This window comes from Pseudomonas sp. GW456-12-1-14-TSB6, assembly GCF_059424205.1.
This window is the reverse complement of sequence record NZ_JBWKZE010000005.1, coordinates 110,912-123,451: the sequence shown is the minus strand read 5'-3', so window position 1 is coordinate 123,451 and position 12,540 is coordinate 110,912. Positions and strand designations below refer to the sequence as shown.

General features: G+C 59.4%; 9 protein-coding genes. All 9 read left to right on the top strand.

Annotated elements, in window-relative coordinates; translation table 11 throughout:
- Nucleotides 1-230: 230 nt before the first annotated feature.
- The 9 genes from AC07Y2_RS06330 (at nt 231) to AC07Y2_RS06290 (ending at nt 12,444) form a co-directional block, all read left to right on the top strand.
- Complete coding sequence (locus AC07Y2_RS06330; protein WP_103385647.1) at nt 231-1,856, top strand: ABC transporter substrate-binding protein; 1,626 nt, start codon at nt 231-233, stop codon at nt 1,854-1,856.
- Nucleotides 1,857-2,156: 300 nt separating this feature from the next.
- Nucleotides 2,157-3,755: an ABC transporter substrate-binding protein gene (locus AC07Y2_RS06325; RefSeq protein WP_103385646.1), complete on the top strand. Its 1,599-nt coding sequence runs from the start codon at nt 2,157-2,159 to the stop codon at nt 3,753-3,755.
- A gap of 177 nt (nt 3,756-3,932) precedes the next feature.
- Entirely contained in the window at nt 3,933-5,348 is a 1,416-nt protein-coding gene (locus AC07Y2_RS06320; protein WP_103385645.1) for an OprD family porin, read from the top strand.
- Nucleotides 5,349-5,425: 77 nt separating this feature from the next.
- Entirely contained in the window at nt 5,426-7,021 is a 1,596-nt protein-coding gene (locus AC07Y2_RS06315) for an ABC transporter substrate-binding protein (protein WP_103385644.1), read from the top strand.
- 74 nt (nt 7,022-7,095) lie between these two features.
- Nucleotides 7,096-8,106 carry an ABC transporter permease subunit gene (locus AC07Y2_RS06310; RefSeq protein ID WP_007953665.1) on the top strand — a complete coding sequence of 337 codons (1,011 nt, stop codon included), beginning with the start codon at nt 7,096-7,098 and terminating at the stop codon, nt 8,104-8,106.
- Nucleotides 8,107-8,117: 11 nt separating this feature from the next.
- Entirely contained in the window at nt 8,118-9,044 is a 927-nt protein-coding gene (locus AC07Y2_RS06305) for an ABC transporter permease subunit (protein WP_039769224.1), read from the top strand.
- 10 nt (nt 9,045-9,054) lie between these two features.
- A complete protein-coding gene (locus AC07Y2_RS06300) occupies nt 9,055-10,023 on the top strand; it encodes an ABC transporter ATP-binding protein (protein ID WP_011332433.1) in 969 nt (322 codons plus the stop codon).
- The gene (locus tag AC07Y2_RS06295) at nt 10,023-11,003 is read left to right on the top strand and encodes a peptide ABC transporter ATP-binding protein (RefSeq protein ID WP_085746899.1); all 981 of its coding nucleotides are present in this window, start codon (nt 10,023-10,025) and stop codon (nt 11,001-11,003) included. Before AC07Y2_RS06300 ends, AC07Y2_RS06295 begins: the two co-directional genes overlap by 1 nt.
- Nucleotides 11,004-11,304: 301 nt before the next feature.
- Nucleotides 11,305-12,444, top strand: coding sequence for an ATP synthase beta subunit C-terminal domain-containing protein (locus AC07Y2_RS06290; protein ID WP_103385643.1), 1,140 nt, complete (start codon nt 11,305-11,307; stop codon nt 12,442-12,444).
- Nucleotides 12,445-12,540: the final 96 nt, after the last annotated feature.

The following is a 12,540-nucleotide window of genomic DNA, read 5'->3' as shown; positions in this document are numbered from 1 at the left end:
GACCAATGCACCGTTTTGGGGCTCCATTTGCACCGTAAAAACCGGTCGCAAACGGTCAAATGCGTCAGAAGTTATACGGATGCGACATTAAGGTACGTTCGTGCCACGCTTTGAGGCCGCCGAGCGCTCTGGATCTTGCATTGGGTATGGGCCCTGCATAAGTATCCGCAGGCACGACTCACGAGGTCGTACCTCACTACTAAAAAATGACAACAAATCATGAGGCCAACATGCTTAAACACGCGGTCATTCCGTTTTTAGTCGGCGCAGGCTTGTTAGCCTCCGCACCTTTCGCCACCGCTGCGACTAACCTGGTGTTCTGCTCCGAAGGCAGCCCGGCCGGTTTCGATCCAGGCCAATACACCACCGGAACCGACTTCGACGCCTCAGCCGAAACCATGTTCAACCGTCTGACCCAGTTCGAGCGTGGCGGTACCGCCGTGATTCCTGGTCTGGCGACCAAGTGGGACATCTCGGATGACGGCCTGACTTACACCTTCCACCTGCGCGAAGGCGTCAAGTTCCACACCACCCCGTATTTCAAGCCGACTCGTGAGTTCAACGCCGACGACGTGCTGTTCACCTTCAATCGCATGATTAACAAGGATGACCCGTTCCGTAAGGCGTACCCGACCGAATTCCCGTACTTCACCGACATGGGGATGGACACCAACATCACCAAGATCGATAAAGTCGACGACCACACCGTCAAGTTCACCCTGAAAGAAGTCGACGCTGCGTTCATCCAGAACATGGCCATGAGCTTCGCGTCGATCCAGTCCGCCGAGTACGCAGCCCAGCTGCTGAAAGAAGGCAAGGCTGCCGACATCAACCAGAAGCCGATCGGCACTGGTCCTTTCGTGTTCAAGAGCTACCAGAAAGACTCCAACATCCGCTATACCGGCAACAAGGAATACTGGAAGCCTGAAGACGTGAAGATCGACAACCTGATCTTCGCCATCACCACCGACCCGTCGGTACGTATCCAGAAGCTGAAGAAGAACGAGTGTCAGGTCACCCTGTTCCCGCGTCCGGCCGACCTCGCGGCACTGAAAGCCGATCCTGCGCTGAAGATGCCTGACCAGGCTGGCTTCAACCTGGGCTACATCGCCTACAACGTGATGGACAAGGTCAAGGGCAGCAACGAGCCTAATCCGCTGGCCGACCTGCGCGTTCGCCAGGCGCTGGACATGTCGGTCAACAAGCCACAGATCATCGACTCGGTATACCAGGGCGCGGGCCAACTGGCCGTCAACGCCATGCCGCCGACCCAGTGGTCCTACGACACCACCATCAAGGACGCCAAGTACGATCCTGAGAAAGCCAAACAGCTGCTCAAGGAAGCCGGCGTCAAGGAAGGTACCGAGATCGTTCTGTGGGCGATGCCGGTTCAGCGTCCGTACAACCCGAACGCCAAACTGATGGCCGAAATGCTCCAGTCCGACTGGAAGAAAATCGGTCTGAACGTGAAGATTCAGAGCTACGAGTGGGGCGAGTACATCAAGCGCTCCAAGGGTGGCGAGAACCAGGGCATGCTGATTGGCTGGAGCGGTGACAATGGTGATCCGGACAACTGGCTCAACGTGTTGTTTGGTTGCGACTCCCTGAGTGGCAACAACTTCTCCAAATGGTGCGACAAGAAATTCGACGGCCTCGTGAAAGAAGCCAAGCGCACCACTGACCAGGCCAAGCGCACCGAACTCTACAAAGAGGCGCAGCACGTCCTCAAAAATGCAGTCCCTATGACACCTATCGCTCACTCGACGGTGTATCAACCCATGCGCGCCAACGTGCAGGACTTCAAGATCAGCCCGTTCGGCTTGAACTCCTTCTACGGCGTCAGCGTCAGCAAATAAAAGAGGCAGCGGCGACGTTTTCAGCGTCGCCGCTGTTTTTTTTGCCGAGAAGTAAGGAATTTGCCTACAACCTTTTCCAGCCCGTCTGACCGGGATGGTTTAGGACGTGTCGCCTTTTCCTACGAGTCTTTAGGACTCAGCGCATTTACTGCCAGACCCACGGCCCCTACCGTCGGGTTCTGACCAGTGACTGCGTGGGCTTTCGGTTTTGCTGTTCGTTTCGGTTGGAGCTCAATGCAGCCACAACGTCCCTGGACGGGATCGCGGCGCATTGAAAAACACTAAAAAAGAGGGAGCGTCATGCGCCATACCTTGGTTTTTTCCGCATTGCTGGGCGCCGGCCTGTTGGCCGCCACGTCCGCCAGTTTCGCCGCCAGCGACAGCCTGGTGTTCTGCTCCGAAGGCAGCCCGGCCGGTTTCGATACCGCGCAGTACACGACGGCGACCGATAACGACGCCGCCGAACCGCTGTACAACCGCCTGGCCGAGTTCGAAAAAGGCGCGACTGGTGTAGTACCGGGCCTCGCAACCAGCTGGGATATTTCCGAGGACGGCCTCAAGTACACCTTTCACCTGCGTGAAGGGGTGAAATTTCATACAACGCCGTACTTCAAACCTACACGCGATTTCAACGCCGACGACGTGCTGTTCACGTTTAACCGCATGCTCGATCCGCAACTGCCTTTCCGTAAGGCTTATCCGACCGAGTTCCCGTATTTCAACGGGATGAGCCTCAACAAGAACATCGCCAAGGTCGAGAAGACCGGGCCGCTGACCGTGCAGTTCACGCTCAACAGCGTCGACGCCGCGTTCATCCAGAACATTGCCATGAGCTTCGCCGCCATTCTGTCCGCCGAGTACGCCGACAAGCTGCTGGCCGAAGGCAAGCCGAGCGACATCAACCAGAAGCCGATCGGCACTGGCCCGTTCGTGTTCAAGAGCTACCAGAAAGACTCGAACATTCGCTACACCGGCAACCCGCACTACTGGGATCCGAGCCGGGTGAAGCTGAAGAACCTGATTTTCGCGATCAATACCGACGCCTCGGTACGTGTGCAAAAGCTCAAGGCCGGCGAATGCCAGGTCACCCTGCACCCGCGTCCGGCCGATGTGCCGGCACTGAAGAACGACCCGAAACTGCAATTGATCGAGAAACCAGGCTTCAACCTCGGCTACATCGCCTACAACGTGCGCCACAAGCCGTTCGACCAGCTCGAAGTGCGTCAGGCGCTGGACATGGCGGTGAATAAACAGGGAATTCTCAACGCTGTTTATCAAGGCGCCGGCCAACTGGCCGTCAACGCCATGCCGCCGACCCAATGGTCCTACGACGACACCATCAAGGACGCCGCCTACAACCCGGAAAAAGCCAAAGAGCTGCTCAAGGCTGCCGGCGTCAAGGAAGGCACCGAGATCACCCTGTGGGCGATGCCGGTACAACGTCCGTACAACCCGAACGCCAAACTGATGGCCGAAATGCTCCAGGCCGACTGGGCCAAGATCGGTCTGAAAGTGAAGATCGTCAGCTACGAATGGGGCGAGTACATCAAACGCACCAAGAATGGCGAGCACGACGTCAGCCTGATCGGCTGGACCGGTGACAACGGGGATCCGGACAACTGGCTCGGCACGCTATACAGCTGCGACGCCATCGGCGGCAACAACTACTCCATGTGGTGCGATCCGGCTTACGACAAGCTGATCAAGCAGGCCAAGGTCGTCACCGACCGCGACCAGCGCACCGTGCTCTACAAACAGGCCCAGCAACTGCTCAAGCAGCAAGTGCCGATCACGCCTGTCGCCCACTCGACGGTCAACCAGCCGCTGAGCGCCAAAGTCGAAGGGTTCAAGGTGAGCCCGTTCGGTCGCAACGTGTTTTCGGGTGTCAGCATCGATTAAACAAAAAACCGATTAGCCGCAATGCTGAGGGGGCCGTCTACCCCCTCACGCAAGCGCTTTGCCGAAATTCGCCAATCAGGCCTTTTGCAAACGTTTGCGATGTGTGAATGAGTTCTAAACCAATAACCGGCCAACCCAAAAAAGCCGGCATAAAAAGAAAGTAAAGGAGCTTCACCCATGAAACTGAGCAATACCGCGATACTGGCCCTGGCCATCAGCAGCATCACCGCCACGGCTTACGCGGAAACCCAAAGCCAGGCGTTCACCCCGGTGACCGTCAACACCAAGAGCGCCCAGGCAGAAGCCACCGGTTTCGTCGAAGGTCAGTCGATCACCGGCACTACCCGCAACTGGTACGCCAACGAACAACTGAAGCGCGGCGGCAAGTTCACCTATCGCAAGGATGGTGTGGCCACCCCGACCGACCGCCGTATCAACTGGGTGCAAGGCACTATCGTCAAGTACAACTCGGGCTTCACCGAAGGCACCGTCGGTTTCAGCACCGAAGTGGCGGCGTACAACGCCATCGCGCTGGAGCGTGACCGCGAGAACCTGGCGGCCAACAACGGCGGCGCACCGGGAACCCGTCCAGGCGCGGGCAACAACCGTACCCTGACCCGTGAAGGCGGCGAAGCCCAGGGCCAGTGGAGCAAAGTCGGCCTGGCCAACGTCAAGGCGCGGATCTCCAACACCACCCTGACCGCCGGTCGCATGAACTTCAGCAGCCCGCAGGTCGATGTGATCGGCAACCGTCCGCTGCCATCGAGCTTCGAAGGTCTCGCGATCCACAGCGAAGAACTGAACAACCTGTCCTTCGACCTGGCCTCGTTCGACCGCGTGTCGCCGCGTACCGAAGAAAGCCTGAGCAAATTCCGCTCCGAATACGGCGCGATCGATGCCGAAGCCGACCACGTTCACACCGGCGGTATCTCGTACCAGCCGTTCGCCAGCCTGACCACCAGCCTGTGGGGCACCCAGGCCGAAGACCTGTGGAACCAGTACTACTTCGGCGCCACCCACGTGCTGGGTGACAGCTCGGTTCTGGCCCTGACCACCGGTCTGAACTACTACAAGACCGTGGACGAAGGTAAGAAAAAACTCGGTGAAATCGACAACGACACCTACTCCCTGTCGTTCGGTCTGACCCACCAGGCGCATACCCTGACCTTCTCCTACCAGGAAGTGAACGGTAACGAGTACTTCGACTACCTGCACGAAACCAACGGTATCTACCTGGCCAACTCCCTGCTGTCGGACTTCAACGGCCCGAACGAGAAATCCTTCCAGGTGGCCTACGGTCTGAACATGGCCGAATACGGCGTGCCAGGCCTGAAGTTCAACATCTACCAGGCCCGCGGCTGGGGCATCGACGGCACTCACTACAAGGGTGGCGGCTACGATGGCGTGCAGTCGATGGACGGCGAGCACCACTATGAATACGGCATCGGTGCCGCTTATGCCGTACAGAGCGGTCCTCTGAAGGCAACCACCGTTCGCGCGACCTACACCGCGCACCGCGCCAGCGAAAACCAGGCTGACGGCAGCATCAACGAGTTCCGTCTGGTGACCACCGTTCCATTCAACATCCTGTAAAACCGCCAGCCGACGGCTGACTCAGTGACGAGTCGGCCGTTCGGCTTTTGTCTTCAACCGATTGCAGAGGGTTCTTGATGAAAATGCTTCCCCTACGTGCGGCCATCGCGGCTGCGTTGCTGAGTGTCGCTGTCGGCGTCTCGGCCAAACCCTTGGTGGTCTGCACCGAAGCCAGTCCGGAAGGCTTCGATATAGTCCAGTACACGACTGCAGTCACAGCCGACGCGGTGGCCGAAACCATCTTAAACCGTCTGGCGGACTTCAAGCCCGGCACCACCGAAGTGATTCCGGCGCTGGCCGAATCCTGGGACATCAGCGACGACGGCCTGACCTACACGTTCCACCTGCGCAAAGGCGTCAAGTTTCACACCACCGAATATTTCAAGCCGACCCGCGACATGAACGCCGACGACGTGGTCTGGAGTTTCCAGCGTCAGCTGGACCCGAATCACCCGTGGCACAAGCTGTCGAGCGTGGGCTTCCCGTACTTTGAAAGCATGGGCTTCAAGGAACTGCTCAAAAGCGTCGAGAAAGTCGACGACAACACCGTCAAGTTCACCCTGACCCGTCGCGAAGCGCCGTTCCTGGCCGACATCGCCATGGCGTTCTCCTCGATCTACTCGGCCGAGTACGCCGATCAGTTGCTCAAGGCCAACAAGACTGGCGATCTGAACAACAAGCCGGTCGGCACCGGGCCGTTTATCTTCCAGCGCTACAACAAGGACGCCCAGGTGCGCTTCAAGGCCAACCCGGACTATTTCCGCGGCAAGCCGCCGGCTGACGCGCTGATCCTGGCGATCGCCACCGACAACAACGTGCGCTTGCAGAAACTCAAGGCCAACGAGTGCCAGATCGCGCTGTACCCGAAACCGGATGACATCCCGAGCATCAAGAAAGACAGCAATCTGAAAGTCGACGAACTGGATGCGATGACCGTCTCGTACGTCGCCATGAACACCCAGCACAAGTACATCAGCGACGTGCGGGTGCGTAAGGCGATCGACATCGCCTTCGACAAGGAAGCCTACGTCAACGCCCTGTTCGGCAAAGGCAACGCGACGGTTGCGGTCAACCCGTACCCGCCAACCCTGCTGGGCTACAACCACGAACTGAAGAACCCGCCACGTGACCTCGATGCTGCCCGCAAGCTGCTCAAGGAAGCCGGCGTACCGGAAGGCACCGTGTTTACCCTGTTTACCCGTAACGGCGGCGGCCCGACCAACCCGAACCCGATGCTCGGCGCGCAGATGATGCAGGCTGACCTGGCGAAAGTCGGGATCAAGATCGACATCCGCGTGATGGAATGGGGCGAGATGCTCAAACGCGCCAAGGCCGGCGAGCACGACATGGTCTCGGCCGGATGGGCGGGCGACAACGGCGACCCGGATAACTTCCTGACGCCTATGCTCAGTTGCGAAGCCGCCAAGAACGGCGAAAACTACGCGCGCTGGTGCAACGAGAAATTCCAGGCCCTGCTCGACGAAGCACGGGCTAAAGTAGATCCGGCCGAACGCGCCGGGCTGTATGAACAGGCTCAAGTGCTGTTCAATCAGGATCAGCCGTGGATCAGCATGGCCCACACCCGCATGTTTACCGCAATGCGCAACAACGTAGAGGGTTATCACATCAGCCCTCTGACAACCAATAACTTCGCCACCACCCAGGTGAAGTAGATAAGAAAACTCCCGGTTTCCCTGACCCCAGGGAAACCGGGCACGCCTAACCGGCTGATGAGGTACCACACACGATGTTTAGTTTTATTGCCCGCCGACTGGGGTTGTTGATCCCCACGTTTTTCGGCATCACCTTGCTGACTTTCGCGTTGATTCGCATGATTCCCGGCGACCCCGTGGAAGTGATGATGGGCGAACGTCGGGTCGACCCCGAAATGCACGCTCAGGCAATGGAACGCCTCGGTCTGAACAAACCGCTGTACGCCCAATACCTGGACTACATCGGCAAACTGGCCCACGGCGACCTCGGCGAATCCCTGCGCACCCGTGAGAGCGTATGGACCGAGTTCACCTCCCTCTTCCCGGCGACCCTGGAACTGTCCATGGCCGCCCTGCTGTTCGCCGGCATCCTGGGCCTCCTGGCCGGGGTGATCGCGGCCCTCAAGCGAGGATCCCTGTTCGACCACGGGGTGATGGGCATCTCCCTCGCGGGTTATTCGATGCCGATCTTCTGGTGGGGCCTGATCCTCATCATGTTCTTCTCGGTGAGCCTGGGCTGGACCCCGGTGTCCGGGCGGATCGACCTGCTTTACGACATCGAGCCACGCACCGGCTTCATGCTGATCGACACCCTGCTGGCCGATGACATGGGCGCGTTCCTCGATGCCCTGCACCACCTGATCCTGCCGGCCATCGTGCTGGGTACCATTCCGCTGGCGGTGATCGCGCGAATGACCCGTTCGTCGATGCTCGAAGTGCTGCGTGAAGACTACATCCGTACCGCCAAGGCCAAAGGCCTGTCGCCGTCGCGCGTGGTGTTCGTCCACGGCCTGCGCAACGCGCTGATTCCGGTGCTGACTGTGGTCGGCCTGCAAGTCGGCACCCTGCTGGCCGGTGCGGTCCTGACCGAAACCATCTTCTCCTGGCCCGGCATCGGTAAATGGCTGATCGAAGCCATCGGCGCCCGGGACTACCCGGTTGTGCAAAACGGCATCCTGTTAATCGCCTGCCTGGTGATTCTGGTCAACTTCGTGGTGGATATCCTCTACGGCTTTGCCAACCCACGCATCCGTCATCAGCGCTGAGGTCAATACCCATGAGCACTCCAACTTCCTCAGTAGTCACCGCCGCCACCGCCGTGGATCAAAGTCTGCTGTATCCGTCACCGTACAAAGAGTTCTGGCAGGCCTTTGCCAAGAACAAGGGCGCCGTCGCCGGCCTGCTGTTCATGCTGCTGGTGATTTTCTGCGCGATCTTCGCGCCGTGGGTCGCCCCGCATAACCCGAGCGAGCAATACCGCGACTTCCTGCTGACGCCGCCGGCGTGGCTCGAAGGCGGGCAGATGCAATTCCTGCTCGGCACCGATGAACTGGGTCGCGACCTGCTGTCGCGTCTGATCCAGGGTTCGCGCCTGTCGCTGCTGATCGGTCTGTCGTCGGTGGTGATGTCGCTGATCCCGGGGATCCTGCTGGGTCTGTTCGCCGGTTTTTTCCCGAAAGTGGTCGGCCCGACCATCATGCGTCTGATGGACATCATGCTGGCCCTGCCGTCGCTGCTGCTGGCCGTGGCGATCGTCGCCATCCTCGGCCCTGGCCTGATCAACACCGTGATCGCGATTGCCGTGGTGTCCTTGCCGTCCTACGTGCGTCTGACCCGTGCCGCCGTGATGGGCGAGCTGAACCGCGACTACGTGACCGCCGCGCGCCTGGCCGGTGCCGGTCTGCCACGCCTGATGTTCATCACCGTGCTGCCGAACTGCATGGCACCGCTGATCGTCCAGGCGACGTTGAGCTTCTCCTCCGCGATTCTCGATGCCGCCGCCCTGGGCTTCCTCGGCCTCGGCGTCCAGCCGCCAACCCCCGAGTGGGGCACCATGCTGGCTTCGGCCCGCGACTACATCGAACGCGCCTGGTGGGTGGTGAGTCTGCCTGGTTTGACCATTTTGCTCAGCGTGCTGGCAATCAACTTGATGGGCGACGGCCTGCGCGATGCGCTGGACCCGAAACTCAAGAACGCCGCCTGAGGAGATTCCCATGTCACTGTTAGAAATCAAGAATCTCAACGTTCGCTTCGGCGACAAGAACGCCACCCCGGTCGTCGACGGCCTCGACCTGAAAGTCGACAAGGGCGAAGTCCTGGCGATCGTGGGCGAGTCGGGTTCCGGCAAGTCCGTGACCATGATGGCGCTGATGGGCCTGATCGAGCACCCGGGGATCGTCACCGCCGATTCGCTGAGCTTCGACGGCAAGAACATGCTCAAGCTGAACAACCGCCAGCGTCGGCAGATCGTCGGCAAAGACCTGGCGATGGTGTTCCAGGACCCGATGACCGCGCTGAACCCGAGCTACACCGTCGGTTTCCAGATCGAAGAAGTGCTGCGCCTGCACCTGAAAATGTCCGGCAAGCAAGCGCGCAAACGCGCGATCGAACTGCTGGAAAAAGTCGAAATCCCGGGCGCCGCCAGCCGTATGGATGCCTACCCGCATCAACTGTCCGGCGGCATGAGCCAGCGTGTGGCAATTGCCATGGCGATTGCCGGCGAGCCGAAACTGCTGATCGCCGACGAACCGACCACTGCACTCGACGTGACCATTCAGGCGCAAATCATGGATCTGCTGCTGGCGTTGCAGAAAGAGCAGAACATGGGCCTGGTGCTGATCACCCACGACCTCGCCGTGGTGGCCGAAACCGCCCAGCGTGTGTGCGTGATGTATGCCGGTCAAGCCGTTGAAGTCGGGCAGGTGCCGCAACTGTTCGACATCCCGGCCCACCCGTACAGCGAAGCGCTGCTCAAGGCGATTCCGGAACACAGCCAGGGTGCCGAGCGTCTGGCGACTTTGCCGGGGATCGTTCCCGGCCGTTACGACCGCCCGCAAGGCTGCCTGCTGTCGCCGCGCTGCCCGTACGTGCAGGACAGCTGCCGCGCGCAGCGTCCGACCCTTGACCCGAAAAGCCACAGCCTCGCCCGCTGCTTCTATCCGTTGAACCAGGAGGTGGCGTAATGGCCGTCGTACTTACCGCCCGCGACCTGACCCGTCACTACGAAGTCTCCCGTGGCCTGTTCAAGGGCCACGCCACCGTGCGCGCCCTCAACGGCGTGTCGTTCGAGCTGGAAGCCGGCAAGACCCTCGCCGTCGTCGGTGAATCGGGCTGCGGCAAATCCACCCTCGCCCGCGCCCTGACCCTGATCGAAGAGCCGTCGTCCGGTTCCCTGAAAATCGCCGGGCAAGAAGTGGCCGGCGCCGACAAGGCTCAGCGCAAACAACTGCGCAAAGACGTGCAGATGGTGTTCCAGAGCCCGTACGCGTCGTTGAACCCTCGGCAGAAAATCGGTGATCAACTGGCCGAGCCGCTGTTGATCAACACCAACCTGTCGGCCGCCGAGCGTCGCGAGAAAGTCCAGGCGATGATGAAGCAGGTCGGCTTGCGTCCCGAGCACTACCAGCGTTATCCGCACATGTTCTCCGGCGGTCAGCGTCAGCGTATCGCGCTGGCCCGCGCCATGATGCTGCAACCGAAAGTGCTGGTGGCGGACGAACCGACCTCGGCGCTGGACGTGTCGATCCAGGCGCAGGTGCTGAACCTGTTCATGGACATGCAGCAGGAGTTCAACACCGGCTACGTGTTCATCTCGCACAACCTGGCGGTGGTGCAGCACGTGGCGGATGACGTGATGGTGATGTACCTCGGTCGCCCGGTGGAGATCGGTCCGAAGCACGACATCTATGCCCGCCCTCTGCACCCGTACACCCAGGCGCTGTTGTCGGCGACCCCGACCATCCATCCGGATCCGGACAAGCCGAAAATCAAGATCGTCGGCGAGTTGCCCAACCCGCTGAACCCGCCGCCTGGCTGCGCGTTCCACAAGCGCTGCCCGTACGCCACCGCGCGTTGCAGCAGCGAAGAGCCGGTTCTGCGCCAGCTCGACACCCGTCAGGTCGCGTGCCACTACGCCGAGCAGTTCCTCGACGGCGCGGCATGAAAAAACCCGCCCCGTTTCCCGGGGCGGGTTGTTGATGAGTTGACCAAACCCCTTCTGCCCCGATTGCGCATCAGTCGAGAAAGAAGGGGTTTTCTTTTGCCCGGCGTTTACATCCGGCTGACCCGGCGTCGTTGGATATTCGGTGGGGTGACCAAAAAATCCCGGGCTATCGCGCAACGGTCTAAACAACTGTCAGTTATGACAGGTGCTCGATAGAGCGAGGCAGGCTTATGGTTTCACGTACTCAATACGCGTGACGCTGCACTCAATCCCTCTATTGTTGGATCTGGAGTATCAGGAAATGAACGATGAACACATCGCTACACCGCACCCTCGTGCGCTGCTGGATCGGGTGGTTGACTTTAATCTCCAACCGCGGGACGGCAAGGGGGAGCTCACTGCCAGGGCTAGCAAAGACTACCCCATAGACATCACGTCAGAGCCAACGGATTCCCACACGCTGAAAACCGGGATCAAGACGATCGATCTGCTGCGCCCCGTTCTGAAGGGCAGCAAAATCGGTGTGTTCGGGGGAGCAGGGGTTGGCAAGACGGTATTGATACAGGAACTGATAAATAACATCGCAAAATCTCAGCAATCGTTTTTTGTTGTTTCTATAGAAATCGGGCTTGGGTCGAGCTACCCGAACTCCATAAGTAAGGACGCAAGTGATGACAAACGATTGAGATTGATCGGCTCGGAACATGACTCACAGGACGACTATCTAAGGGCGGTAAAAGTCGGATTGGCCGTGGCCGAGCATTTCCGTGACGAAGGTCGTAACGTTCTGGTGACAATCGATTCCTCCCCCCGATTCACCCAGGCCGGTAGCGAAGTCTCCGCACTGCTCGGTCGAATACCTTCGGAAGTCGCTTACCAGCCGACCCTCGCGACAGAGATAGGCGCCCCGCGAGAGCCGAGGGGATCGATAACTTCTGTACAAGCCATCTACACACCTGCGGAGGACCTGACCGACCCGGCGCCGTCGACCACTTTCGCCGACCTGGACGCCTCCTTCGTTCTGTCTACAAAACTGGCCGCCGACAATATCTATCCAGCGGTAGATCCACTGAGCTCGACTTCGCGCCTGCTGGACCTGGACGTGGTCAGTGAAGAACACTACAAAACAGCTAATAGCGTTCTGAACTTGCTGGAGAAATACGGATCACTGAAAGACATCATTGCAACACTGGGTATGGACGAACTGTCGGACGAGGACAAGCTGACGGTTAGCCGTGCTCGTAAGATCCAGTACTTCTTGTCGCAGCCTCGCTCCAAGGCTGGAACTCCGGGTGGATACTTTTTCCTGGAAAACACCATTGCTGTTTGCAAAGGGATTGTCAGCAGTAAGTACGACCACATGGAAGATGAGGACTTCATTTACGGCACGTACGACGTCCCCATCTTCAATTCCGGAAAGGCTCAAATCCAGCCACGCTAAGCACGCAGAGAAAACAAAAAGGCGAAGCTCCACGCTTCGCCTTTTCCCAACCCGTCCATCTGAAAGCCAAATGCGTGGAAATGTGCCCTCCGCACA